This window comes from Priestia sp. 3CA3, from assembly GCF_056836725.1.
In genome coordinates this window covers 352,617-378,169 of sequence record NZ_JBXENJ010000006.1, presented here as the reverse complement: position 1 = coordinate 378,169, position 25,553 = coordinate 352,617, and the positions used below count along the sequence as shown (strand labels likewise).

Below are 25,553 nucleotides of genomic sequence, written 5' to 3'. Positions count from 1 at the left end.
TCAATAAAAAAAGCTTGGGGTAAGCATAGCTTATTCCAAGCTTTTTATCGTTTAACTAGCTAGTTTCTTTTTGCGTAAACGCTCTAAGCGTCGCTGCACGCTATTTCTCGAACGCCCGAGCAGCTGCCCAATTTCTCGCTGATTGCGCTTTTCCTGATAAAACATACGCCACAATTTAGCATCTTCTTCTGCTGTCCACTTTTTATGCTCGTATTTAGGGCGCTTTACATAGTCTAGCCTTCTTTGTTCATCCACCCACGCTGGTTCTGGAATAAGCGTATTTTTAGGTATTTTAAAAAAGTTAAGGCACGATTTATTTTGTTCAGCCCACTTCCAAAAAGATTGAATGTCAATTCCCATGAATGTTCTTGTCTTGGCGATGATCATTTTATACGGTAGATTCTCTCTATGAATCCACTTGTAAATTGTATGAACATCTACTTCGAGGCAGGCTGCTAGCTCACACGCTGTGATATGCCCTACGTGCGATTTAGCTCCATACACCTCTAAACGACTTAACCTCGATTCTAGTGCCTGCACACTTCGCTGCAATTTCGCTGATATGCGCGAAAGGGGTTTTATTCCGTAATACCTTAGCAAATATTCGTCTTCTTGTACGGTCCATCTTCGCATCGCAGTTTTTCGAGTTAAACCCAAAACTTTTATGCGCGTAGCAATAGAAGAAGGACTTCTGTCTAAGGAGTCTGCCATTTCACGGTTGTTCATGATATCAATGTTCTGCTGTAAAAAAGCATCTTGTTTCGGCGTCCACTTTTTACGTAAAGCTGTATCTGAAGCTCGAAGATTTAATCGAGTAAGCCGTTTATTAACCGATTCCTTGCTTCTATGTAAATGCTCACCCATCTTTTGAAGCGTCATAACGCCATAGTGTTGGATAAGAAATTTATCTTCTTCTTTTTTCCATCGCTTTTGATTTTTACTCACTGTTGTCTCACTCCAATTCAAACGAAAAGCTCAAGATGAAAAAGTTGCTAGCAATCTATTTTACGAATGAGCAGTACCCATTCAGACTGATACTCACTGCGTTCTAGCCTGTATATATTTTATCATATTTCTAGAGAAAAACCAAACGTGTGTTCTGTTTTTGTTTTAGTAAGCATTAAAGTAAGTAGAAGATTAGCTCCTTCCTTTAATAAAAGTCAATTGTGGTAAAATTGACTAGAATCGCAAGAATTTTTACATAACTGACAGCTCAGCATCATTACGTTGAGAAAGGGGAATGAGCATGAATTTTAATTTAAAAGAAGCGACCGAAATACTTGAGCGTACGCCTAAGACGCTTGAAAAACTTTTGTCGGGTCTATCTGCAGGGTGGCTGCAATGTAATGAAGGAGAAGGAACTTGGAGTACCTCGGAAGTAATAGAACATTTAATAGAAGCAGAAAAAAACAATTGGATACCAAGGCTAAAATTCATCCTTCAAGAAGGAAAAGGAGGAGCTTTCCCTCCATTTGATCGCTATGCTCATTTACACAAGGAATCTACTAGTTCTATTGAAGAAAAGCTTCTTGAATTCAACATGATAAGAATGCAGAATTTACAACAACTAAAGCTGTTAATTAAGCCTGTAAAGCATCTTGAAGTGAGAGGAGAACACCCGGAGTTTGGGGAAGTAAAAGTCAGAGAGTTGCTCTCGACTTGGGTTGCTCACGATTTAACGCATATTGCCCAAATTGTTCGAGTAATGGCAGAACGATACAGAGAAGATGTAGGACCTTGGGAAGAATACTTAGGAATACTAAAGAAATAGCAATGACAAACAGTAGCCAGCCTTTATCATTCAAGCTTGAATTACGAAATGTACACGATTACAATAAAATGAGAATAATGAAGATTCAGGAAGGATTGCAGAGGGAACTATAAGAACATATCCCATGTGTATAACATGTAGGGTCCGTTAAGCAATTTACGAATAAAAAGAGGATTGGACTGATTAAAAATGAAAGTGAATTTTGAGAAATTTGGCGAACTAAACAATCAAGCTGTACATGCTTATACCTTATTAAATGATGAAGGGCTTAAAATCACCTGCCTTGACTATGGATGTGTGATATCAAATATTGAAATGCCGGATTCTGAAGGGAAGATTGAAAGTGTTGTCTTGGGATTTGATTCAATAGAAGAATACCAAAAGTATTCTCCTTATTTCGGAGCTGTGGTCGGACGCGTAGCAGGACGTATAGGGGGAGCGGAGTTTCAGCTTAATGATGAAACCTATCGTCTAGAGAAAAATGAAGGAAATAACCATTTGCATGGCGGTTCAGAAGGGTTTAGCCACAAAATATGGCATGCAAAAACAATCGAGGCAAGTGATCACGTAGGTGTTGAATTTACATATGTAAGTAAAGATGGAGAAGAAGGGTACCCTGGCAATCTTGAAGTGAAAGTTACGTATACGTTGACTAATAAAAATGAGTTTCATATCTCTTACGAAGGAACAACAGATCAAGACACTCTTATCAATTTAACAAACCATACGTATTTCAATTTAAGCGGAAATCTAAAGGAAACGGTCTTAGATCATGTTTTAAAGCTGAAAAGTAACGAATTCTTAGAGCTGAATGATGATCTTTTACCTACTGGAGAAACGATAAGTGTCACAGATACCCCATTTGATTTTAGAGAAGGACATAGCCTCAAGGAAGGAGTGGAATCTACACATCCGCAAAATGTATTAGTTGGTAAAGGATACGATCATCCATTTCTTTTAGAAGCAGAAACTGAAAACCAGATGTCATTATTTGATCCAGCAAGCGGTCGCAAAATAGAAGTCAAAACGGATCAGCCTTCAGTTGTTCTCTATACGGGAAATCATCTAGACGAAGAATTTGAAATTAGAGGGATTCACTCAGAGAAATACCTCGGTGTTTGCTTGGAAACACAAGGTTTACCAGACGCTATTCATCATAAGCATTTTCCTTCTTGTGTATTAAAGCCCGGTGAGAAATATGAAGCATCTACTAAATATTTATTTACTAATAACACTATCTAAATAAAAAAGTGCTCTCATTGAGAAGAGCACTTTTTTATTGACGTTAAGAAGTTATAAAAATGATGAATATCCAAAGCCGATCCCAAGATCTTCGATAAACGAATGGTAAAAATAAAAAGACTTAGGGACAAAGGGCTTTTCAAGCTAATGGAGAATCCTTATATAGATTAATTAAATTGTTCCAGCTTACATATTTCAGGCTTAAACAGGATAACAAGGAGGTTTCATTTTGAAAAAAACAGTAATGCTAGCTGGTCACGCCAAGCTTCCGCAAGGGATGGCAGCCAGTGATATCCATCAGACTTTAACAGTTACATTAGAAACAGATTTAAAGTATTGGGTCATTTTAAATGCGTCCTGTACGCTTGCCACTGAGCATGCACAAAAGTTTTTGGACCAATTACTAAAAGGACACAGTTTGTTAGATGGTCTAGAAGCTATTATAAAAGAAATTGAAGAACATTATTATGGCAAGGCTCAATCTGCATTAGTTGCTGCAGTAAAAGATGCTTACAAACAGTACAATCAAATTAATTTAAATGAAAAATTAGAATTTTCAAAAATTAAATTGACAAATAAGCATTAACTTTGTAAACTAGAACTATCAAATTACTCCTAGAAAGGTTACCCTTTCGTGGTCAGTAATTTATTATTCTACTAGCATCTTAAATTAACTGTTAAGTCTATCGGACTTCATACCAGAAGCCATCAGTAGACCGTAGCCAGTAATATTATTTCTCTATGCATATGTATGCGCAGAGATGATATTACTGGCTATTTTTATTGCTTTGATTAAAAAGGAGGAGAAAACATGAATGTGACTCAAGAGGGAACAAAGTCTTTCATAGGAAAATACGATACATTTGAGGTAAAAGAACACTGCCATCACCAGCGCCTGTATTCAATTGAAATGAATAACGAAGTAATAGGTGCATTTTTAGAAGAGAATCAAGATGTAAATACACAGCAGTTAGAGTATGTACCCTATATGAGATTAGTACTAGCTGAGCGCTTGCAAAACGTAGCGGGCAAAACGTTTGTTGAGAAGATACGCGCTATTTTACATGATCGAACATCAGGAGGTTTTACAATTGGTATGCAGAATCAAACTACGAGTGATCAAGATTACGTCAAATTTTCTACAGCGCTTACTCATTTAGTAGGAGGAGTTAATTTTGATGCCATGTCTAACACCTACTACGCAAGATTTACTGTAAAAGATACGGATAGCAGTGATTCATATTTAAGGCAGGCTTATCGTTTATTTACATTGCATACAGATGGTACATTTGTCGATGAGCCAACGGACTGGTTATTAATGATGAAATTTGCCGAAGAAAATGCAGTGGGTGGAGAATCAAGATTACTTCACTTAGACGATTGGGAAGACCTAGGGAAATTTGCAAACCACCCATTAGCCACTTGCCGTATAGAATACAGAGCGCCTTCAAGTAAAAATGTCAGCCAAAATGTTTATAACCAAACATTCTATGAACAGAATGGGGAACCTTGTATTTGTTTCATTGACCAATTTGCTTATCCGGCTACGTTAGAACAAGCAGCGTATTTAAAAGATCTTTCTGATTCAATGGAAAACAGCTCGGCTACCATTGCCTTGCCCCTTCCAGTAGGGGATGTAGTGATGATTAACAATCGTTTTTGGCTCCATGGAAGAGCACCATTTGAAAAAAATTCAAATCTACATCGTGAGCTGTTAAGACAAAGAGGCTACTTTGCAAAAGTCTAAAATAGATTCGTATATGAGGAGGGAAAGGATGAAAGACATTGTTATTATTGGAGGGGGCATCGTGGGGTTATCAACGGCTTTCTCGCTAAGTAAACGTTTCCCTCACGCTCGCCTTGCAGTGCTGGAAAAGGAAAGTAGTTGGGCTAAACATCAAACTGGAAATAACAGCGGCGTTATCCATTCAGGAATTTATTATAAACCCGGGAGCCTAAAGGCGAAATTTGCAAGAGAAGGTAGCCGTCAAATCATTCAGTTTTGTCAAGAGCATGGAGTGAGTTATGATCAATGTGGAAAAGTAATTGTGGCGACTAAACAATCGGAGTTGCCACTACTAGAAAATTTGTTTCAACGCGGCTTAGCAAATGGACTTGACATTTCAACTATAGGCAGAGAACAACTACAGGAAGAAGAACCGTATGTTAAAGGAATAAAAGCAATAAAAGTACCACAAGCCGGGATTATTAATTATAAACAGGTTTGTGAAAAGATGGTAGATTATTTAAGAACACGCGGAGCAGAGCTGAATTTAGAAACGGAAGTCAAAAAAGTTCTGGAGCATGATGATAACGTCGAGATTATAACAGAAAATAAAACATTTACTGCAAACTATGTAGTGAATTGTACAGGACTGCATAGTGATCGAGTAACAAAAAGAGCTGGGGTCGAAATAGATTTGCAGATTATTCCGTTCCGAGGAGAATATTACGAACTAAAACCTGAAAAACACCATCTTGTCAAAAATCTTATATATCCCGTTCCTAATCCTGATTTCCCATTTCTAGGTGTCCATTTTACAAGAATGATTGGAGGCGGAGTAGAAGCTGGCCCGAACGCTGTGCTAAGCTTCAAAAGAGAAGGGTACAAAAAGACGGATATTAATATGAAGGACTTTTCCGAAGTTATGAAATATAAAGGGTTTTGGAAACTTGCCTCTAAGTATTGGCAAGAAGGCGCCAAGGAAATGTGGCGCTCTTATAGTAAAAAAGCTTTTGTCAAAAGTCTGCAAGATCTTATTCCGTCTATTCAAGGAGAAGATCTTGTGCCTGCTTCTTCAGGTGTAAGAGCGCAGGCACTTAAGTCCGATGGAACGTTAGTGGATGATTTTTATATTGTCTCAAGTAAACGCAGTATTCATGTATGCAATGCGCCATCTCCAGCAGCTACAGCGTGCCTTCCAATTGGAAAAGCCATTGCTAATAAAGTACCAGAAATTGAAATCAATCCACAAATTTTTATTCCTTCATAGTATTTGTCTCAATAACGTAGAGCTCAGGTTTTAACAATGGGCTTTGCGTTATTTATGTTTAGTAGAGACACCTCTAAACTGTATTACATAATGAGGAAAGCGTATTTAAAAAAATAATAAGTTCACTTCGAACCAAAGGTGTTAGGCAAGTTTGTAGAAGAAGAGGAGCTCTTTACTGCAGGAATTTGAAAACTTTTGGAGAAATAAGGAGAAATACTAATAAGTTTGTCGAAACTTTGTTGCTAATAAAAAGGGTGGGATTTGCATGAGCACCGAGTTATCAAAATTAGAACAAGTCACGCAAGAACTGAAAAAGTTAAAAACACTAAACCGTGAATTAGAAGCAATTATTGAGAGCTCGTACGACGTTATCTATATCACTGATAAAAATGGAGTTACCTTAAAGACAAACTCTGCAATTGAAAGGATTACAGGTATTCCAAAAGAATATTATGTAGGTAAAAACGTAGATGCTCTTATGAAGAGAGGCATTTTAAAAAGTTCGGTTACACATAAAGTGTTGAAACAAAAGCGTTCTGTTTCTACCATTCAATACAATTATTCAGGAAAAGAAACTCTTATTACTGGTAATCCAGTCATGAATGATGAGGGGGAAATAGAAAAAGTAGTCACAAATATTAGAGACCTGTCTGAATTAAATGAGCTCCAAACAGCTTTAAAAAAAGCAAATGAGCTAAATAATAGTTATAAACAAGAGATTGAAAAATTAAAGAGTTCAACAAAGAAAGAAGAAGATGTTATTATTACAAATCATCAAATGAAGCTCATTTATGAAATGGCTGAGCGTATTGCAGATGTAGATGCCACAGTATTGATTCTAGGTGAGACAGGTGTAGGAAAAGATGTATTGGCTAAATTTATTTATAGCAAAAGTACGAGAGCGAAGCAAGGGAATTTTATTAAGCTTAACTGCGGAGCTATTCCGTCTAACCTGTTAGAATCAGAATTATTTGGGTATGAAAGCGGAGCGTTTACAGGAGCGAATGCTAAAGGGAAACCAGGGATGTTTGAGCTGGCAGATAACGGCATACTTTTTCTCGATGAAGTAGGAGAATTATCATTTGAATTGCAGGTTAAGCTCTTAAGAACACTGCAAGAAAAAGAAATACGCCGAGTCGGGGCAACTAAAACGAAAAAAGTGAACGTACGTATTATAGCGGCGACGAACAGAAACTTAAAAGAAATGGTGCTTAACGGTGAGTTTCGTGAAGATTTGTATTATCGATTAAATGTCATCCCTATATCTATTCCCTCTTTAAAAGAAAGAAGAGATGACATCTTGCCTCTCATTCAGTTATTTTTAACTCAGATAAATCACAGATATAAAAAAGATAAAAGAATTGATGTCAAACTAAACGATTTTTTTTATCGCTACAATTGGCCCGGAAACGTTAGGGAACTCTCTAACCTTATTGAAAGACTCGTGCTTACTACTCAAGAACAAGAAATAAAAATACAAGATCTTCCGTTAGAATATAGAGAATCCGAAAATTCGAGCTTAGCGTTTGCTGAATTAATGACGTTAAAAGAAGCAGTAGAGCTAGCTGAGGAAAAAGTTCTGTCGCTTGCGGTCCAAGCATGTAAAACAACATATGAAATAGCCGACGCATTAAACACTAGTCAGCCTACTATCGTAAGGAAGCTTAAAAAATATCATTTAAAAATAAAAGAGTAAAAACAAAAAATAAAGGTAATAAGGGCAGTAGCGTATATAATCCACTCAAAAATGAAAGCGTGTTCATTTCGGGGTAATAGAATAGCATATAAATGACAAAATGTGCTAAATTCGAAGAATTCAAAGATACTTATTAGTTCTTTGGATTCTTTTTTAATACAAAAAATCAGCTGATTCAAAAATAAATCAATTGATACATAGTTGAATTGAAAAAACAGCTATTTACCTCCTCAACACGTAGTTCTGATTCAAATTTGAATGTTCCTATTTTTTTATTTGTTAAAAAGTCTTATTAACTAGAGCTTGTTGTAGTTGGCATACTTCTTGCAGATAATATAAGTGAAGCTTTTTTAGAGAGGAAGATGATCAATGACCGTAGCATTAACAGAAGAAATGCAGCAAATGAAAAGCATGATTCGAAACTTTGTGGAAAAAGAAGTGGAACCATTTGCACAGCAAATTGAAGAAGAAGACGCAATCCCGGAACACTTAGTAGAGAAAGCTAAAGATTTAGGGCTGTTTGGGATTAGTATACCAGAACAATATGGTGGAATTGGATTAAACACAGTAGAAAAAGCCACTGTATTAGAACAATTAGGAAGAACACATAACGGGTTTGTTTCATTAATCAGTGCTCATACAGGGATTGGAAGCACGGGTCTTGTAAAATTGGCATCAGAGTATTTAAAAAATAAGTATTTACCTGACATGGCAGCTGGAAATAAAATTGGAGCTTTTGCCTTATCAGAACCCGGTGCTGGATCTGATGCAACTAATTTAGCAACAAGAGCGGAGAAAAAAGGTAACTATTGGGTCATGAATGGCACAAAACATTTTATTACAAATGGTCCAATTGCCGATGTGTTTACAGTATTTGCATTAACCGATAGAGAAAAAGGAGCAAAAGGTGGAATTACAGCTTTTTTAGTAGAAAAAGATTTTCCTGGGTTAATTATTGGCAAGAAAGATAAAAAGATGGGTCTAAGAGGCTCTTACACATCTCAAATTATTTTTGAAGAATGTATTATTCCAGAGGAAAATGTAATTGGCGAAGTAGGAATGGGATATATGTCTGCTCTTAAAATATTAGGAGAAGGGCGTGTAGGCTTAGCAGCTAGAGCAGTTGGATCATGTGATAAATTAATTGAATTATCGGCGAGTTACGCAAAAGAACGTATTCAGTTTGGTAAGCCTATTGCTGATAATCAAGCAATTCAATGGATGCTAGCCGATATGGCAACAGAAACAGAAGCAGCAAGAACATTGACTATGATGGCAGCACAAAAAATTGATGAAGGAAAAAAAGTGGTTAAGGAAGCTTCAATGGCGAAATTATTTGCATCTGATGTGTTTAATAGAGTAGCAGATAAAGCTGTTCAAATTCATGGTGGAATGGGATATGTGTCAGACTATCCGGTCGAGCGCTTTTATAGAGATGCCCGCATTACAAAAATTTATGAAGGGACAAATGAAGTTCAACGTTTAATTATTGCTAGAAATGTTTTACAAGAGTGTTAAAAAAGAATACATCTACATGTATTAAGCTGAAACATAGAGGAAGGTGAAAGCTTTTTGCGCAATCTAATAACGCGGCCCTGGTCTACATTTTATGTAAAGGAAAAAGAACTAAGAGTTCCAGAAATTTCGTTGTACGCTATTTTAGAGAAAACAGCCAACCAATACGGGAAGCAAACGGCAATTATTTTTGAACATAAGAGAATTACGTATAGTGAATTAAAGCACCAAGTAGATTGTTTAGCCGCTTCTTGGAGAGATATGGGCGCTTACAAAGGGCAGCGAATAGGCTTAATGCTGTCCAATCATCCGGATTACATTATTTCTTATTATGCCGCCCAAGCGCTTGGGCTTATTGTTGTACAGGTAAATCCAATGTATACGCCAAGAGAACTCTTCCAAATTGTAAGCGATTCCAAAATGTCTTATCTTGTGACAGATTCAGGTGCATTAAACGCAGTTTGCGAAGTATACGAAAGCTATAAATTCAAGCATATTTTTGTATCCCAAGACCAGAAGAAGACTCAGGGTCATTTGTTCCATAGCCTAGAAGATTTAAAACGCTCTAGTCATCCCTTAGATAAACCTGCTGCTGTGTCTGTACATCAAGATGTAGCTGTTATTCAGTACACAGGAGGAACAACAGGACAAATGAAAGGAGCGATGCTAACACACTACAATTTGGTTGCAAACGTAGTCCAAAGTTATTGTATGTACGGAGAAAAAATGCTCTTAGGACAAGAAGTTATTTTAACTGCAACTCCTCTATATCATGTATATGCCATGACAAGTGCGATGAATTTAGGGATATATATTGGAGGAACGCTGCTACTATTTAAAAAATTTGAAGTAGATAACGTTTTGGAGTGTATAAAAACATATCGTCCAACTTTTTTCCCAGGTGTTCCTAAAATGTATAATGCTTTTGTGAATCATCCCGAAGTAGAAAGTTACGGACTGGAGTGCTTAAAACTGTGTTCCTGTGGATCAGCACCTCTTCCAATTGAAATTATTAAACGTTTTGAGTATTTAACAGGAGCGATAATTGGAGAAGGTTTCGGACTTTCTGAAGCATCTCCATCTACGCATCGAAATCCTACCAATGGCGTAAGAAAGATTGGAAGTATTGGAATTCCAATGCCTGGAACAGATTGTATGATTATTGACGATAATGCGCAAGAATTACCGCCTAGATGTGTTGGAGAATTACTCATAAAAGGACCCCAAGTCATGAAAGGTTATTGGAATAATGAAAAGGAAACGCTTCGCTCTTTGCAGGATGGATGGCTTTTAACGGGAGATTTAGCCACTATGGATGAAGAAGGTTACTTTTACATAGTTGGAAGAAAAAAAGAAATGGTTATTGTAGGGGGATTTAATATTTACCCTCAGGAAGTAGAGAGTATTTTGTACGAACATCCGGCTGTAAAAGAAGCAGCTGTAGTTGGTATTCCTGATCAATCGAACGGAGAGGTTATAAAGGCATATATTGTTCCAAAGGATGAGTGTCAAGTAGATTTAGAAGAATTAAAAGGACATTGTTATATGAAACTAACTCGTTATAAAGTTCCAAAGGAGTTTGAAATAAGGGAGTCTCTTCCTCGAAATGCGGTTGGCAAGTTATTAAAAAGACTATTGGTGCAAGAGGAACAAGAGAAGGAGGAACATAAAAATGCAAATTAAAGATATTAAACAAATAGGGGTCGTTGGATCTGGCGCAATGGGATCACAGATTGCTATGGTATGTGCCTTAGGTGGATACTCTGTTATTTTGCACGACGTTAGTGAAGAAAGTCTTACAAAGGCAAAAGAGTCTTTGCGTGGCCATATGAATAGAAAAATAAGCAAAGGTAGATTAACAGAAGAAGAAGTAAATAATGCATTCGGCAGATTGATATTTTCTTCATCATTGGAGGAGCTGAATCACACAAACTTGGTTATTGAAGCTATCGTAGAACGGTTAGATGCTAAGCGTGAGCTCTTTGCAAAGTTAGATAAAATAGTCCCGGAGCACGCAATCTTAGCAACAAATAGTTCAACTATTGTTAGTTCAAAAATTGCTGATGTAACAAGCAGGCCAGAAAAAGTGTGTAACGTTCACTTTTTTAATCCAGCACTGGTGATGGAACTTGTAGAGGTAGTGCGTGGACCTCATACGTCAAAAGAAACAGCTCAATTGGCAGTAGAATTTGTAAGAAATATTGGAAAAACACCGGTTCTTTTGAAAAAAGAAATTTCAGGTTTTATTGCCAATCGTATCTTAGGCAAGTTAATGGATGAAGCTGTTTACTTACTAGAAAATGGATATGCTGATCACGAAGAAATTGATCTGGTTTGTACAAAAGCTCTAAATCACCCTATTGGTCCTTTCTCACTTATGGATTTAACAGGAATTGATGTAAATTATTTTGTTCGGATGCAGCGATATCAAGAAAGTGGTAATGAAGCTGATAAGCCCGCACAAATTGTGCAAGACAAAGTGCATAAAGGAGAACTGGGCCGGAAAACGGGAAAAGGATTTTACACTTACAATCAAGCAAAGGTTCAAGCATAAGAAAGCTCACGAAAAAGAACTGTCTTAAGACAAAGAAAGGAGGATATCAATGGTTCAACACGTAAGTGTCATTGGCGCTGGAACGATGGGACGAGGGATTGCTTACACGTGTGCGGCAGCCGGACTTTCAATTGCTGTACATGATATTGATCCTCATATGCTAAAGACCTGTAAAGAATATATAGCTGGACAATTTCAAAAAGCTTCAGAAAAAGAGCTCCTAACTGTTGAACAGGCAAACGCTTATTCTGAAAATATTTTATATACTACAAGTCTCGAAGAAGCAACTGAGCAAGCAGATTTAGTAATTGAAGCTGTTCTTGAAATTATGGAATTAAAGATTAAGATCTTTAAACAACTTGATAAATTTGCTCCTAAGCATGCTATTCTGGCGACAAATACTTCTACAATGAGTCCAACAGAAATTGGAGCACAAACAAGCAGACCATCTCAATGTATTGCTCTTCACTTTTTTAACCCCGTTCCCAAAATGAAATTAATTGAAGTTATCTGCGGATTAGAAACATCGGAGGACACGGTAGCTAAAAGCTTTCAATTTGGAGAGAAAATTAAAAAAGAATGTGTCAGGATTAACGAGTTCCCAGGCTTCGCAGTCAGTAGAATGAATTGTTTAATAGGAAATGAAGCAATGAAAATGGTAATGGAAGGTGTTGGAAGTATTAATGATATTGATAAAGCTATGAAGCTAGGTTTAAATCATCCAATGGGTCCTTTAGAGCTAGCAGACTTAGTCGGGTTAGATACGAGGCTGCGTAATATGGAATATCTCTATAAAACACTAGGTGAGACATATCGTCCTTGTCCTATTCTTACTAAGTATGTAAAAGCTGGAAGGTTAGGTAAGAAAACTGGAAGAGGATTTTATGAATATGATCATGAAAAGTAGCGAATTAGAAAATAGAAAGAAGGGTTGAGAATGGACTTTCGTCTAAGTGAAGACATTCAGTTTTTGAAAAAAAATGTGCGGGACTTTGTACAAACAGAAGTAGAAGCAGTAGCGATGCAGATAGAACAAGAGGATAAAATTCCGCAGCGAATTATCGACATGTCGAAAGATTTAGGCTTATTTGGACTAAGTATTCCAGAGCAGTACGAAGGGCTTGGAATTGGAATGGTTGGAAAGTGTGCACTATACGAGGAGATCGGAGCTACGCACAATGGATATACAACGTTAATTGGAGCACATACAGGAATTGGTACAGTTGGTATTGTAGAAATGGGCAACGACGAACAAAAACAAAGATATTTGCCCGCTATGGCTCGAGGTGAAAAAATTGGGGCGTTTGCGTTAACAGAGCCTAGTGCTGGTTCAAACGCTACGAATTTAAAAACAGCTGCTGTGAAAAAAGGAGACAAATATATTTTAAATGGGACAAAGCACTACATTACAAATGCTACAGAAGCTGATGTGTTTACAGTAATGGCCATAACAGATCCAGATAAAGGGGCAAAAGGCATTACATCTTTTATTATAGAAAAAGATTTTCCCGGTTTTCATGTTGGAGCTGTAGAGAGGAAGATGGGGCTTAGAGGCTCACATTCAGCTGAAATTATTTTAGAAGATTGTGAAGTACCCGTTGAAAATGTATTGGGAGCAGAAGGTCAAGGATACGTTAACGCTCTAAAAATTTTAGCAAATGGACGTGCTGGATTAGCAGCACGCAATCTTGGTTCCTGCCAGAAGCTGCTTGATCTAAGTGCAGCGTATGCACAAGAACGAATTCAATTTGATGTTCCAATTATTGAACATCAAGCCGTATCACATATGCTTGCTGAAATGGCTGTAGACGTTGAGTCGTTACGATCATTTACATACCGCGTAGCATGGATGGTTGATGAAGGAATGAAAGTAATCAAAGAAGCGGCTATGCTAAAACTATTTGGTTCAGAAGCATACAATCGCGTTGCAGATAAAGCTGTACAAGTTCATGGAGGCATTGGCTATATTGCTGACTATCCAATTGAACGCTTTTTCCGAGATGCTAGAATCACCAGAATATATGAAGGAACATCTGAGATTCAGAAAAATATTATAGCTGGACAATTAAAAAAAGAATATAGTTAACGGTTAGTAAAGGAGGAGAAAAAATGCAAGAAGAAATCGTTATTGTAAGCGCTACCAGAACACCTATTGGGCGTTATGGAGGTGCTTTGAAAGAAGTCAGCTCCGGTCATCTAGCAAGTCTTGTTATCGAAGAGTCTGTAAAAAGGGCTAATATCGCGGCGGAACAAGTGAGTGAAGTTATTTTCGGAGAAGTAAGACAATCAACAGAAGCATCGAATGTTGCCAGAGTAGCGGCTCTAAGAGCAGGGATACCCGATACTGCACCAGCTTTTACCATCAATCGATTATGTGCATCAGGTATGCAGGCAATCGCCTCAGCTGTTCAGCAGCTACACTCAAATCAAGCAACAGTTGTGGTGGCAGGCGGAACAGAAAGTATGAGTCGTGCACCTCTTTATTTAAGAAATACACGTTTTGGAGGAGACAGATCTACTTTAGTAGATTCAAATACAGAAAATGGTCAGCAGCCTCAGGAGATATATGGTCAGCATCTAGGTATGGGAGTTACAGCGGAAAATGTAGCTGAAAGGTACCATATTTCAAAAGAAGATCAGGATGGTTTTGCAGTAGAAAGTCAACAAAAAGCTGCCAAAGCTATAAAAAATGGGGCATTTAAAGATGAAATCATTCCAGTTAAGATCCAACAAAGAAAAGCCACTGTTACAGTTGATCGAGACGAACACCCTCGCCCTCAAACGACAATTGAACAGCTATCGAATTTAAAGCCTGCTTTTAAAGAAAATGGAACTGTTACAGCTGGTAATACTTGTGGACGAAATGACGGAGCTTCTTCATTAGTTTTAATGAAAAGAAGAGAAGCTGAGCGCTTAGAGCTTAAACCTCTAGTAAGAATTGTCGATTGGGCGGCAGCTGGAGTTTCTCCAGAAGTTATGGGAATTGGTCCTGTTCCAGCTGTAAAAAAATTATTACAAAGGACTGGAAAAAAAGTAGAAGACATTGGGCTTTTTGAGCTGAATGAAGCATTTGCTTCTCAAGCTTTAGCTGTTATTCGAGAGCTTAATTTAGACGTAAATAAAGTGAACGTCAACGGAGGGGCAATTGCTCTTGGTCATCCTGTTGGAGCAACAGGCGCTCGTATAGTAACCACTTTACTTCATGAGATGATCCGGAGACAGGAGAGATATGGAATTGCTACTCTTTGTGTAGGTGGAGGACAAGGTATGGCAATCATGATTGAAACCATTCTTTAAATGTTAATAAGGAGAGGATTTTATGAAACAGCCTGTTATCGTATCAGCGGTTCGAACCGCCATTGCAAAACAAGGAGGAACTCTTGCTAATATAGATCCCACCGTTTACGGCGCTGCTGTCATGAAAGAAGCAATCGAACGTGCTTGTATTCAATCAACAGATATTGATGATGTCATCTTTGGAAATTGTCTGGCTGGAGGAGGAAATATGGCAAGGTTAACGTTACTCGAAGCCGATTTGCCTCTAGCAATTCCTGGTATGACCATTGATCGTCAATGCGGTTCAGGAATTAACAGTATAGGTCTTGCCGCTGATCAAATTCGAGCAGGAAATGGAGAGATCTTTCTTGCGGGTGGAACAGAAAGTATGTCACGTTCACCATACTTACTTGCACCACAAAGCAGACCTTACGATCGAATGCCACCTCAATTTATAAAGCGAAAACTTTCTCCGAATCATATTGGAGATCCTTCTATGGGGATTACTGCGGAAAACTTGGCTGAAAAGTACGAAGTAACGAGAGAAGAACAAGATTTATTTGCTTTAGAAAGTCAGCAAAAAATGACCAACGCGATAAACAGCGGATACTTTAAAGAACAAATTGTACCTATTAATATTACGAATAGAAAAGGAGAATCTTATTTATTTAATCATGACGAACACGTTCGTCCGAGTACGACCATAGAAGATTTATCAAAACTTTCTCCCGCCTTTAAAAAAGAAGGAAGTGTAACGGCAGGAAACTCCTCTGGTGTTAATGATGGAGCGTCAGCAGTTGTACTTATGTCCGAAAATCGTGCAAACGAAGAGGGCATAGAAGTATTAGCGAAAGTAAAAGAGTGGGCCGTTGCAGGAGTAGATCCAAATATGATGGGGATTGGGCCAGTGCCAGCTGTTCAAAAAGTGCTTCAAAAAGCAGGCTTGTCTCTTGAAGATTTCGATTTAATTGAATTTAATGAGGCGTTTGCTGCTCAGGTACTTGCTTGTAATAGAGAGCTATCTATGAATATGAAAAAAGTAAATGTAAATGGAGGAGCAATTGCTCATGGTCACCCTATTGCAGCAACTGGGGCTATGTTAATTACAAAACTGGTGTATGAAATGAAAAGACGGGATGCAAAACGCGCACTCGTAGCAGCCTGCATCGGTGGAGGGCAAGGCATTGCTTTAATACTTGAACGATAAAATCATCAATAGTGGAGGTATCGTAAATATGATTACATTTGCAAATATAGACGTGCTGAAAAAAGGACAGCTTGCTTATATCGTAATTAATCGTCCTGAGCAGAGAAATGCATTGACAAAAGAAACGTTAGAAGAAATAACAGAAGCCTTAGAAGAAATAAAGAAAGATGAAACGGTAGCTTGTTTAGTTTTTACGGGGCAAGGAGATAAATCGTTTGCAGCGGGAGCTGATATTGGTCAGCTGCGTGAAAAAACAGTGCTTGATGCGTTAAGCCAAAGCGGTATGCAGCATGTGTACAATCTTATAGAAGGTTTTGAGAAGCCAACTATTGCTATGATTAATGGTTATGCTTTGGGAGGAGGCTGTGAATTAGCCATGTCCTGTGATATACGAGTCGCTTCTACAAGTGCCAAGCTTGGTTTACCAGAACTAAATTTATCAATTATTCCAAGTGCTGGAGGAACCCAGCGCCTAGTCAGAATTGTAGGGAAAGGAAAAGCACTGGAGCTAATTTTAATGGGGAAAATGGTTGATGCCGATGAGGCCCTTCGAATCGGCCTTGTATCAGAAGTTGCTAAGCCGGAAGAACTTGAAGCAAAAGTAGAAGAAGTCGCCAATCAAATTCTGTCAAAAGGCCCGTTAGCTGTGAAGTTAGCTAAGATTGCTGTAAATTTAGGGTCCGACGTGGACATGAAAACGGGGTTAATGATTGAAAAGCTTGCTCAAGCTATTCTCTTTTCATCAGAAGATAAAAGAGAAGGAACAACAGCGTTTCTAGAAAAACGGAAACCTGAGTATCAAGGAAAATAAGAAAGGAGGAAGCGTGAGTTGCCAATTACAGTAGAGGATATCCGCGAAAAATTTGAAGAGAACCCGTTCTTTATGCATATAGGGTTTGAGATTGTTAGATTTGAAGAAGGAAATGTGAATATAAAGTTAGATATTAAAGAACATTTACTTAATATAAATGGAACCCTTCATGGCGGTGTTCATGCGACAATGCTCGATTATATCCTTGGCATGGTTACTCGATCTGTAACAAAAGCAAAGGTAGTGACAACAAATTTAACTGTTCATTACCTTTCGAGCATATCTCAAGGAGAAATCTTTGCGGAAGCTAAAGTGCTGCAGGAAGGATATAAACTTGCTTTTACTGAAGGAGAAATTAAGGATGGTCAAGGAAATATTCTTGCAAAAGGGATTGGTACTTTCAAGCTGATTCGAGATAAATGAAAAGAGGAGAATAACAGTGTGTCAATTAAAAGAGAACGTAGCGTATATCACTGGGGGAAGTAAAGGAATTGGCAAGGCAATCGCCAAGACGTTTTCTCGTGAAGGAGCAAAAGTTTGTATTGTAGATCTTAATGAACAGGAACTCTATCAAACGATAGAGGAATTTCAAATGGAAGGACTGGACGTAACAGGTTTGGTCTGTGATGTAACGAAACGAGAGCAAGTAGAGAGCAGTATGGAAGAAATAGTCCGTACATTAGGGAGCATTGACATCCTTGTTAATAATGCAGGATTAACGAGAGATAATTCTTTTCATAAAATGACTGAAGATGATTGGGATCTTATTATGAATGTTCATTTAAAAGGAACCTATTTTTGTAGCCAAACTGCTCAAAAATATATGGTCCAGCAGCAATTTGGGAGGATTATAAATATTTCTTCAGTGTCTGCGTTAGGAAACAAGGGACAAGCTAATTATGCAACTGCCAAAGCTGGCATACAGGGGTTTACTAAAACTTTGGCAATAGAGCTTGGCAAATTTGGTATTACTGTCAATGCAATTGCCCCTGGATTCATTGAAACTGATATGACTAAAGCTACCGCAGAACGACTAGGCCTTAAATTTGAAGAGTTAATCGAAGAAAAGAAAAAGGAAATTCCCATGCAACGTACTGGAAAACCCGAAGATATTGCAAATACGGCACTCTTTTTTTCATTAAAAGAATCCTCCTTTGTCAACGGTCAAATCTTATACGTAGCCGGAGGGCCAAAATTTTAATAATAGTAGTGTAAGAGCAAATGATTGGTGAGTTGTTAATACCAATCGTTTTTTTATAAGATTTATAAAAGAACGTTTGATTTAAATATGAATTATGATTTTTCTTTGAATCACCGGCTTGTTTCAATAGATAAAGGAACGGGTCACATACTTAATGCATTACTGAATTTTTTATAAATATTTCTCTTATAAGAGTGGGGAGATTAAGGCTTTTGGAATGGCATAAAACTTGCATTTATGGCAAGCTGAAGGAATACTGCAAATCCTTTTTCAAAAAAAGAAAAAAATGTACCACTGAACCATTTGATAAACGTTTTAGCTGAAAGTTCAAAAATAAAAATGAAGAAAAGAGGGATTCATATGCGATGGTTTGTTCTTCTAATGCTATTTTTCGGCGCAGTTATTAACTTTGCAGATAAATCAATTATAGGGCTTGCAGCTGTTCCTATCATGAAAGAAATGAACTTATCTTATGCCGAGTGGGGGCTTGTAGGGAGTAGTTATTACTGGCTTTACCCCATAACAGGTATTTTCGGAGCAGCATGGGCCGATCGGATTGGAGCTAAAAAAGTCCTTGGCTTTTTAATGTTAACATGGGCTTTTTTACAATTTGGTGTCTTAGCTATTGCTGCTTTACCACTACTAGTTATTTACCGAATTTTATTAGGGGCATTTGAAGGCCCATTTAGTCCAGTTGCCTATAACCATGCAGATAAATGGTTTCCACCAAAGCAAAGAGGATTTGCTAATTCTATCGTAGTTGCTGGCGGAACTGTAGGAGCTATGATTGCCGCACCGCTTCTTGTTTCTCTAATTACTCTATTAGGATGGAAGGCTGCTTTTGCTTGTCTTGGACTAGCGAGTATTGTGTGGTTTTTCTTGTTTCAATTCTTTACCAAAGAGAGTCCAGTGAAAAGGTATCAAAAAGTGCAAAAGAAAAAGAAAGCACAGCTAGAAAAAATAAATGTAAAAGATTTTTTAAAACTCCTTGGGTCTCCTTCAGCTTTATTTACAACGCTAGCCTATTTTTCAACATATATTTTAGTTGTTTGGTTTTCAGTTTGGTTACCTATTTATCTAGTAGAAGCAATAAAAATGTCTCCTGGCGAAATGGGGTATAGCGTCGCGATTATTGGAATTGTTTCTGTGCTCATTTATACAGGAGTTTCGATGCTGTCTGATTATTTGTTTAAGAAAAACGAAAGCTGGCAGATATCAAGGATATTTGTAGTAGCGGGAGCTATGATAGCAGGAGCTTTACTATTAGCGTCTATTACAGTCTTTCAAAATCCGCTATGGGTGGTTATCGCTATGTGTCTAGCCAAAGGTTTAACCTACGCTATTTTGCCAATTGGACCAACTATTATGATTAATGAGTGGCCTGAACGCGGTGCATTAATGACAAGTATTTTAACTTCTTCAGGTAATATCGCAGGAATTATCGCTCCCATTTTAACTGGTTATATCGTTGGGCTAGCTGGAGCAAACAAAATTGCAGGTTACAACTTATCAATTATCTCAATGGCAATTCTCGTTTTGGTTTTTGGGATACTATTTGCGTTTTTTGTCAAACCATCTGGAGCAAAAAAGAAAGCTTTAGATCACGATGATTTATCTGAAAATTCAAATATAAAATATTCATAACCTAAAACAATCGATTATTGCACAAGACAAACCTTCGCGACTAAGGATGGCATAGTCTTATGAGGCGACGCCATTTTAATCAACTAATTATTTTCTCATAAAGACGTTGAATATACCTAATATAAATGGCTATAAAAAGGAGGGTAAAAGATGAAAACCCGTATTACAGAGTTGCTAAATATTCAATATCCGGTTATTTGCGGAGGTTTATTTAGAATTGGACGAGCTCCTTTAGCTGCTGCTGTTTCAGAAGCTGGCGGGCTCGGTATTATTACATCGGCCACTTTTGAAACAGCAAAAGAGCTGCGGCACGAAATCCGAAAAGTAAGAGAATTAACGGATAAGCCAATTGGCATTAATATTAACTTATTTCCAAGTGTGAAGCGGATGCCAAACGAAGCCTATATAGATGTATTACTAGAAGAAGGTATACGTATTGTAGAGACCTCTGGCAGAAGCCCTGAGCCATATATGAAAGTATTAAAAGACAATAACGTAGTCGTTATTCATAAAGTTGCCGGAGTGAAATATGCAAAAACGGCTGAACGAGTAGGATGTGACGCTGTAACTGTAGTGGGATTTGAAGCGGGAGGTCACCCTGGAATGGAAGATGTGGGAAATATAGTTTTAGTCCCTCAAACAGTTGATGCACTAACTATCCCCGTTCTTGCCGGTGGTGGAATTGCGGATGGACGGGGATTGGCTGCCATGCTAGCTCTCGGAGCAGAAGGTATTGTTATGGGCACACGATTCCTAGCTTCTCAAGAGGCACTAGTCCACGACAACGTGAAAAAGTGGATGGTACAAGCTTCAGAAGGAGATACGGCATTAATTCAAAAAACAATTGGTTCAACTTCAAGAGTCGCTCGAAATGCGATGGCTTTACAAGTGATGGATGCTGAAAGTAGAGGGGCTTCACTAGAAGAACTGTTGCCACTAATTTCAGGGAAAAAGGCTGTGCGGGTATATAACGAAGGAGATATCGATGCAGGAATCTTTTCATGCGGTCAATCTGTGGCCAGAATTCAAGAGATAAAAACGGTACAAGAAATCATTTTAGGAGTAGTAAATGAGGCAAAAGCCACTGTGGAAAGAATGGGAAACAGGTGGAGCAAAGTTAATGAATTAAAATAGTTAAGGGGTGAGAATAGTGAACTGGATTGGGAATAGGAAGTACCCTGAATCTCTGCCTCAGGAAATTGAAATTCCTTCATTAACGCTATATGACTTGTTGGAGCATTCAGCTCATCGTTACCCGTTACGAGTAGCGGTGATAGAAAGAGAAAAGGAGCTAACTTATGTTGAATTAAAGACAGCCTGTGAGCGTCTTGCATCAGCTTTACATCAAAAAGGATTTTGTAAAGGAGATCGAGTCGCTGTAATGTTACCAAATTGTACGGAATATATTATCTCCTACTATGCAGTTCAACGCTTAGGAGGAATTATTGTACAGGTAAACCCCATGTATCAAACGGCTGAACTAGATTATATTTTACAGGATTCTGAAGCCGTATGGTTTATTAGTCGTGAAGACCAAAGGACAAAAATAGATCAAATAAACTTGAAGACTCCACTCAATTTTATTTCAACTAACAACAAGCAAAATGAAGAAGATAACCTTTATTTTTTGATTAAAAAAGGAGAGAAAGAACTTCCAAAGCTTAAAATTGAACCCAAGGAAGACTTAGCGGTTTTGCAATATACAGGAGGAACAACAGGTAAGTCTAAAGGAGTCATGCTGACTCATTCTAACTTGTTCTCCAATGTCTATCAAGATCTTTCCTGTACATTAAACGTTCTTCCACATCAAGAATCACCTGAACGAATGCTAGGTTTAGCGCCGTTATTTCATGTATATGGCATGGCTCGTATGAATTGTTCTATCTTTTCTGCTTCAACGTACATTGCTGTAGAAAGGTTTGAGATAAATGAAGTCATAAATTTAATTCGAAAGCACCGACCAACCATTTTTCCAGGTGTACCAACTATGTATGTAGCGCTACTTAACCATCCAGATTTAACAGCTGAGGATTTATCATGCTTTAAATATTGCAGTAGTGGTTCAGCGTCTCTCCCTATAGAGATCCTTCAAAGATTTGACCAAAAGTTTAATCTACCCATTTTCGAAGGGTATGGTATGACGGAAACGTCACCGACCACTCATAGAAATCCAGTTGTAGGAAAAAGAAAACAAGGAAGTATTGGTCTTCCCTACCCAAATACAGATGCTAAAATTGTAGATATTGAAAAAGGCATTACAGAATTGATGCCTGGTGAAGCGGGAGAGTTAATTATTAAAGGCCCCCAAGTAATGAAAGGTTACTGGAGGAAAGAGAATGAAACAGAAGCGGTAATACGACATGACTGGCTATATACAGGAGATATTGCTACTATGGATGAAGACGGTTATTTCTATATTGTAGGAAGAAAAAAAGATATGATTATTGCTAGTGGATATAACGTTTATCCAGTGGAGATAGAAGATATTATTTATCAGCATCCAGCTGTAAAAGAAGTATGTGTGTTTGGAGTACCAGATTTTTATCGAGGGGAAACCGTTAAAGCTGCGATTGTTTTAAAAACTGATGCATCTGCTACAGAACAGGAATTAGAAGAATGGTGCAATTTAAGGTTAGCTAAGTACAAGGTCCCTCGCTTGATTGAGTTTAGAAATAAGCTGCCTAAGTCCACGGTAGGAAAAATTTTGCGCCGCACATTAGTGGAAGAGGAAGAAGAGAAAAGAAAGAAAGAAACAGATTAGGATTTCACTAAAAAAAGGATTGCAAACGAGCCTCTGCCGATTGTAATCCTTTTTTATTCTTATTTTTTCTTTTGGCTTTTTGCACGATTAGCGTCAAGCTCAGCCGCATATTCTTCTTGAGACTTTCCTTGCTTTTGACTCTCAGACTGAATCTTTTTAAATTTGTTATCGTTTAAATTTGGCATATTAGCACCTCCTTGCAGACAGGGTTATTTTGTACAAACATTAAGGATTTATATGCTAAAAAGTTTTAATGAACTTGATTAGAAATTTCGCTTAATGCTGCACCAGCTTCATCAACATATACGTTCACTGTCGCAAGGTCGCCGATTGCACAGATTCCAACCATATTATTATTCTCCACTACAATAATGCGGCGAATTTGATGATCGGCCATCATACGTGCACATTCATGAATATCCGTATCTGGAGAACAAGTAATCACATCTTTAGTCATACAATCATGGCAATGCACAGTGTTGCAATCTTTTCCATCCGCCACGCAGTTTAACACGATATCACGGTCTGTGATCATTCCCATTACTCGATTTTCTTGACACACTGGCACAGAGCCACAATTAATATCACGCATTAATTTTGCTGCAGCTGTTACTGGGTCGTGCGGTGCACAAGCTTTCACATCTTTAGTCATAACTTCACGTACTGTAGTCATTTTTAATTCCTCCTTTTAATTAAACATTCACCTCCGTATATTCTCCATGCACATGCAGAATATGAGAATCAATAATTTCCTGAAAGCAAAAAATCTTGTAATAAAAGACGAATAAAAGAACGAACGCAGTGTAATAAACACATAAAAAAGAGCCTATTACACAAACTAAAGAGAATATGGTTTAGCTTACATTTTCGTAACGGCAGGAGTTGGGTACATAATGAAAGGAAAGTTAACGCTTTTGGCAGTACTTTTATTGCCTTGGCTGTCTATAATAAAAGTTGATAAATTTGTCTTTAAAAGATACCTACCTGTTTTGACATTTAGTTCATTAGTTATTGCTTTTATCAGTGAGTTATCTAAAAGCTTTACATGGTGGAAAGTGAGGAAACCTCTTTTCCCTAAACTTTCAAGCGACGTTTCTTTTATATTTGGACCGTTTTTTATAGCTAATTTTTGGGTATTCAAGCTGACCTATGGGAATTTCAAAAAATATTTGTTAATTAACATCCTATTTGACTATCTATTTGCTTATCCCTTGACCAGTTTGGCAGAAAAATTAAAGGTATACAAAATGGTCAACATGACGCGTTTTCAACTTTTTGTGATCTCGATTGCCACTGCTCTTATTAATTATTTCTATCATTATTTTATAGAAGATGTATTAAGGAAGAGAAGGCAATAGCTGATAGTTCGTTAACGTGAATTACTGCAAAATGATAATGAGCCTCGCACGTTTATCATTCAGAGCTCTCTTTTATCGCTAGAGAAAATCAATACTCTCGCACAGACCAAAGAGCTAGAGGAATATAAGGAAGTCGTGACTCTCTTAACAAAAAATGATTGATTGGATGTTTCAGCAAGTAAAGCAAACAAACTAGTAAGAAATAAAGCTCCATACTTCATTACTCCCAAAAAGCTCTTCCAGTTAATAAGAACTGGAAGAGCTTTTTTACTTTTATCAGAATCTACGCGCTAGGAGAAAGATATTTCACACCACATTTAACCAAATATGTGACGAAATTATGGTAAAGCCATTTAAACTAAATAAAAATTGCTTCAAGTGTGAGAAATATCACACCTTTTAAACATACAACATGATAATTTTTTAGGAGTAAGCAATATGTCATGACAAACTTCAATATGTTAGGAGGTTTTTAGCCTTTTGATCTGTTGAGATGCATCTCTAATATGAACGTTTATATACCATTATTATGTACAGAGATTTAAAGGAAGGGAGCCTGAGCTGAGGTGAGAAAGCAAAAATCAATGCATATTGTCAAGTTAATCATTCTCTCCGTATTCATCACAATTTTTTTAGCAGGCTGTGATAGTCGTTATTTGATTTTAAATCCACAGGGGGCGGTAGCTCAAAAAGAATACCAGTTAATTATTTTTTCCATAATTTTATGCGCAATTGTCGTTATTCCTGTTTTAGGTCTGCTTGTGTATATCGTTTTACGCTACCGTGATAAGCCTGGAAACAAGGCTCCGTATCGACCAGATTGGGACGATAGCAAGCGTCTTGAATTTATTTGGTGGGGCATCCCCATTATTATTATTGGCATTTTAGGTTTCGCTACGGCCAAGACGACTTATGAATTAGTAGATCCGCCGAAAAAAGATGTAAAGCCGCTAACGATTGAAGTAACGTCTCTTGATTGGAAATGGTTATTCCAATATCCGGATCAAGATATTGCGACAGTCAACTATGTCGAAATTCCAAAGAATGTGCCCGTTCAATTCGTGCTAACGTCAGATGCACCTATGAATTCCTTTTGGGTACCCCAGCTAGGAGGACAATTATATACAATGCCGGGAATGGCCATGGGGCTTTGGCTACAAGCTAATCACAAGGGAGAATATTTTGGTTCAGGTGCTAATTTTACGGGTGAAGGGTTCGCTCATATGAACTTTAAAGTTAAATCTACATCGACAAAAGAATTTAATCAGTGGGTAAGGCAAGTAAAAGAAACAGCACCAGCTTTAACAAAAGCTGATTATAACAGTCTTGCAAAACAAGGTCTTTCTTTAGAGAAATCGTATTCTACCATTCCTAAAGGTTTATTCCAAGAAACTGTCATTAAAAACGGTGGTCAATATTATAGTCAGCATCACCATATGAAAAATGAAGACATGAAGACAATGAATGTGGCTTCTGATGAACAAGCACATACACAGCACGAGCACCAGGAAGGAGGAAACTAAG

The 25,553-nt window shown here is 37.6% G+C and carries 24 protein-coding genes; 21 read left to right on the top strand and 3 right to left on the bottom strand.

What is annotated here, in order from left to right:
* Positions 1-51: 51 nt before the first annotated feature.
* Positions 52-945: a sigma-70 RNA polymerase sigma factor region 4 domain-containing protein gene (locus tag AC1VNJ_RS18315; RefSeq protein ID WP_430051565.1), complete on the bottom strand. Its 894-nt coding sequence runs from the start codon at positions 943-945 to the stop codon at positions 52-54.
* Positions 946-1,246: 301 nt separating this feature from the next.
* Between AC1VNJ_RS18315 and AC1VNJ_RS18310 the strand changes: the two genes are divergently transcribed.
* From AC1VNJ_RS18310 to AC1VNJ_RS18220, 19 genes are all read left to right on the top strand, one after another.
* The gene (locus AC1VNJ_RS18310; RefSeq protein ID WP_482641156.1) at positions 1,247-1,771 is read left to right on the top strand and encodes a DinB family protein; all 525 of its coding nucleotides are present in this window, start codon (positions 1,247-1,249) and stop codon (positions 1,769-1,771) included.
* 189 nt (positions 1,772-1,960) lie between these two features.
* Complete coding sequence (locus AC1VNJ_RS18305) at positions 1,961-3,013, top strand: aldose epimerase family protein (RefSeq protein ID WP_482641155.1); 1,053 nt, start codon at positions 1,961-1,963, stop codon at positions 3,011-3,013.
* A gap of 244 nt (positions 3,014-3,257) precedes the next feature.
* Positions 3,258-3,599: a DUF3870 domain-containing protein gene (locus tag AC1VNJ_RS18300; protein ID WP_098112817.1), complete on the top strand. Its 342-nt coding sequence runs from the start codon at positions 3,258-3,260 to the stop codon at positions 3,597-3,599.
* Between the two features lie 225 nt (positions 3,600-3,824).
* On the top strand, positions 3,825-4,760 hold the full coding sequence (glaH, locus tag AC1VNJ_RS18295) for a glutarate dioxygenase GlaH (protein ID WP_028413735.1): 936 nt from the start codon (positions 3,825-3,827) through the stop codon (positions 4,758-4,760).
* Between the two features lie 28 nt (positions 4,761-4,788).
* The gene (lhgO, locus tag AC1VNJ_RS18290; RefSeq protein WP_034264638.1) at positions 4,789-6,006 is read left to right on the top strand and encodes an L-2-hydroxyglutarate oxidase; all 1,218 of its coding nucleotides are present in this window, start codon (positions 4,789-4,791) and stop codon (positions 6,004-6,006) included.
* 265 nt (positions 6,007-6,271) lie between these two features.
* A complete protein-coding gene (locus AC1VNJ_RS18285; RefSeq protein WP_051137090.1) occupies positions 6,272-7,702 on the top strand; it encodes a sigma-54 interaction domain-containing protein in 1,431 nt (476 codons plus the stop codon).
* Between the two features lie 369 nt (positions 7,703-8,071).
* Positions 8,072-9,220, top strand: coding sequence for an acyl-CoA dehydrogenase family protein (locus AC1VNJ_RS18280; RefSeq protein ID WP_028413733.1), 1,149 nt, complete (start codon positions 8,072-8,074; stop codon positions 9,218-9,220).
* A gap of 54 nt (positions 9,221-9,274) precedes the next feature.
* Positions 9,275-10,900: a long-chain-fatty-acid--CoA ligase gene (locus AC1VNJ_RS18275; RefSeq protein ID WP_034264635.1), complete on the top strand. Its 1,626-nt coding sequence runs from the start codon at positions 9,275-9,277 to the stop codon at positions 10,898-10,900.
* Positions 10,890-11,771, top strand: a complete 882-nt coding sequence (locus AC1VNJ_RS18270; protein WP_034264632.1) for a 3-hydroxyacyl-CoA dehydrogenase family protein — start codon at positions 10,890-10,892, stop codon at positions 11,769-11,771. Before AC1VNJ_RS18275 ends, AC1VNJ_RS18270 begins: the two co-directional genes overlap by 11 nt.
* Before the next feature lie 49 nt (positions 11,772-11,820).
* Positions 11,821-12,678 carry a 3-hydroxyacyl-CoA dehydrogenase family protein gene (locus tag AC1VNJ_RS18265; protein WP_028413730.1) on the top strand — a complete coding sequence of 286 codons (858 nt, stop codon included), beginning with the start codon at positions 11,821-11,823 and terminating at the stop codon, positions 12,676-12,678.
* A 30-nt stretch (positions 12,679-12,708) separates the two neighbouring features.
* Positions 12,709-13,857, top strand: a complete 1,149-nt coding sequence (locus AC1VNJ_RS18260; RefSeq protein WP_482641154.1) for an acyl-CoA dehydrogenase family protein — start codon at positions 12,709-12,711, stop codon at positions 13,855-13,857.
* Between the two features lie 23 nt (positions 13,858-13,880).
* Positions 13,881-15,068 carry a thiolase family protein gene (locus tag AC1VNJ_RS18255; protein WP_482641153.1) on the top strand — a complete coding sequence of 396 codons (1,188 nt, stop codon included), beginning with the start codon at positions 13,881-13,883 and terminating at the stop codon, positions 15,066-15,068.
* A 22-nt stretch (positions 15,069-15,090) separates the two neighbouring features.
* Entirely contained in the window at positions 15,091-16,254 is a 1,164-nt protein-coding gene (locus AC1VNJ_RS18250) for a thiolase family protein (protein ID WP_482641152.1), read from the top strand.
* A 28-nt stretch (positions 16,255-16,282) separates the two neighbouring features.
* Positions 16,283-17,065 carry an enoyl-CoA hydratase/isomerase family protein gene (locus tag AC1VNJ_RS18245; protein WP_051137089.1) on the top strand — a complete coding sequence of 261 codons (783 nt, stop codon included), beginning with the start codon at positions 16,283-16,285 and terminating at the stop codon, positions 17,063-17,065.
* A gap of 18 nt (positions 17,066-17,083) precedes the next feature.
* A complete protein-coding gene (locus tag AC1VNJ_RS18240; RefSeq protein WP_028413725.1) occupies positions 17,084-17,488 on the top strand; it encodes a PaaI family thioesterase in 405 nt (134 codons plus the stop codon).
* 16 nt (positions 17,489-17,504) lie between these two features.
* Positions 17,505-18,266: a 3-oxoacyl-ACP reductase FabG gene (fabG, locus tag AC1VNJ_RS18235; protein WP_482641151.1), complete on the top strand. Its 762-nt coding sequence runs from the start codon at positions 17,505-17,507 to the stop codon at positions 18,264-18,266.
* Positions 18,267-18,626: 360 nt separating this feature from the next.
* The gene (locus tag AC1VNJ_RS18230; protein WP_051137088.1) at positions 18,627-19,910 is read left to right on the top strand and encodes an MFS transporter; all 1,284 of its coding nucleotides are present in this window, start codon (positions 18,627-18,629) and stop codon (positions 19,908-19,910) included.
* Positions 19,911-20,060: 150 nt separating this feature from the next.
* Positions 20,061-21,044, top strand: a complete 984-nt coding sequence (locus AC1VNJ_RS18225) for an NAD(P)H-dependent flavin oxidoreductase (protein WP_034264623.1) — start codon at positions 20,061-20,063, stop codon at positions 21,042-21,044.
* A 16-nt stretch (positions 21,045-21,060) separates the two neighbouring features.
* On the top strand, positions 21,061-22,671 hold the full coding sequence (locus AC1VNJ_RS18220) for a long-chain-fatty-acid--CoA ligase (RefSeq protein WP_255256876.1): 1,611 nt from the start codon (positions 21,061-21,063) through the stop codon (positions 22,669-22,671).
* A 59-nt stretch (positions 22,672-22,730) separates the two neighbouring features.
* Here the strand turns inward: AC1VNJ_RS18220 and AC1VNJ_RS18215 are convergent, their stop codons facing one another.
* Together AC1VNJ_RS18215 and AC1VNJ_RS18210 are read right to left on the bottom strand one after the other, a co-directional pair.
* Positions 22,731-22,856 carry a hypothetical protein gene (locus AC1VNJ_RS18215; protein ID WP_013056562.1) on the bottom strand — a complete coding sequence of 42 codons (126 nt, stop codon included), beginning with the start codon at positions 22,854-22,856 and terminating at the stop codon, positions 22,731-22,733.
* Positions 22,857-22,921: 65 nt separating this feature from the next.
* Complete coding sequence (locus AC1VNJ_RS18210; RefSeq protein WP_013056563.1) at positions 22,922-23,344, bottom strand: CBS domain-containing protein; 423 nt, start codon at positions 23,342-23,344, stop codon at positions 22,922-22,924.
* Positions 23,345-23,564: 220 nt separating this feature from the next.
* On the opposite strand from AC1VNJ_RS18210, the gene AC1VNJ_RS18205 reads away from it, so the two are divergent.
* A complete protein-coding gene (locus tag AC1VNJ_RS18205; protein ID WP_028413721.1) occupies positions 23,565-24,029 on the top strand; it encodes a hypothetical protein in 465 nt (154 codons plus the stop codon).
* Positions 24,030-24,613: 584 nt separating this feature from the next.
* On the top strand, positions 24,614-25,552 hold the full coding sequence (locus tag AC1VNJ_RS18200; RefSeq protein WP_049166357.1) for a cytochrome c oxidase subunit II: 939 nt from the start codon (positions 24,614-24,616) through the stop codon (positions 25,550-25,552).
* Position 25,553: the final 1 nt, after the last annotated feature.

Bases quoted from the DNA above. Each gene is read 5' to 3' on its own strand.
- AC1VNJ_RS18305 (WP_482641155.1), top strand. From the start codon at position 1,961: ATGAAAGTGAATTTTGAGAAATTTGGCGAACTAAACAATCAAGCTGTA.
- AC1VNJ_RS18270 (WP_034264632.1), top strand. From the start codon at position 10,890: ATGCAAATTAAAGATATTAAACAAATAGGGGTCGTTGGATCTGGCGCA.
- AC1VNJ_RS18230 (WP_051137088.1), top strand. From the start codon at position 18,627: ATGCGATGGTTTGTTCTTCTAATGCTATTTTTCGGCGCAGTTATTAAC.
- AC1VNJ_RS18280 (WP_028413733.1), top strand. From the start codon at position 8,072: ATGACCGTAGCATTAACAGAAGAAATGCAGCAAATGAAAAGCATGATT.
- AC1VNJ_RS18205 (WP_028413721.1), top strand. From the start codon at position 23,565: ATGAAAGGAAAGTTAACGCTTTTGGCAGTACTTTTATTGCCTTGGCTG.
- AC1VNJ_RS18265 (WP_028413730.1), top strand. From the start codon at position 11,821: ATGGTTCAACACGTAAGTGTCATTGGCGCTGGAACGATGGGACGAGGG.
- AC1VNJ_RS18210 (WP_013056563.1), bottom strand. From the start codon at position 23,344: ATGACTACAGTACGTGAAGTTATGACTAAAGATGTGAAAGCTTGTGCA.
- glaH (WP_028413735.1), top strand. From the start codon at position 3,825: ATGAATGTGACTCAAGAGGGAACAAAGTCTTTCATAGGAAAATACGAT.
- AC1VNJ_RS18200 (WP_049166357.1), top strand. From the start codon at position 24,614: ATGCATATTGTCAAGTTAATCATTCTCTCCGTATTCATCACAATTTTT.
- AC1VNJ_RS18245 (WP_051137089.1), top strand. From the start codon at position 16,283: ATGATTACATTTGCAAATATAGACGTGCTGAAAAAAGGACAGCTTGCT.
- AC1VNJ_RS18310 (WP_482641156.1), top strand. From the start codon at position 1,247: ATGAATTTTAATTTAAAAGAAGCGACCGAAATACTTGAGCGTACGCCT.
- AC1VNJ_RS18285 (WP_051137090.1), top strand. From the start codon at position 6,272: ATGAGCACCGAGTTATCAAAATTAGAACAAGTCACGCAAGAACTGAAA.
- AC1VNJ_RS18225 (WP_034264623.1), top strand. From the start codon at position 20,061: ATGAAAACCCGTATTACAGAGTTGCTAAATATTCAATATCCGGTTATT.
- AC1VNJ_RS18255 (WP_482641153.1), top strand. From the start codon at position 13,881: ATGCAAGAAGAAATCGTTATTGTAAGCGCTACCAGAACACCTATTGGG.
- AC1VNJ_RS18250 (WP_482641152.1), top strand. From the start codon at position 15,091: ATGAAACAGCCTGTTATCGTATCAGCGGTTCGAACCGCCATTGCAAAA.
- lhgO (WP_034264638.1), top strand. From the start codon at position 4,789: ATGAAAGACATTGTTATTATTGGAGGGGGCATCGTGGGGTTATCAACG.
- AC1VNJ_RS18215 (WP_013056562.1), bottom strand. From the start codon at position 22,856: ATGCCAAATTTAAACGATAACAAATTTAAAAAGATTCAGTCTGAGAGT.
- AC1VNJ_RS18300 (WP_098112817.1), top strand. From the start codon at position 3,258: ATGCTAGCTGGTCACGCCAAGCTTCCGCAAGGGATGGCAGCCAGTGAT.
- AC1VNJ_RS18260 (WP_482641154.1), top strand. From the start codon at position 12,709: ATGGACTTTCGTCTAAGTGAAGACATTCAGTTTTTGAAAAAAAATGTG.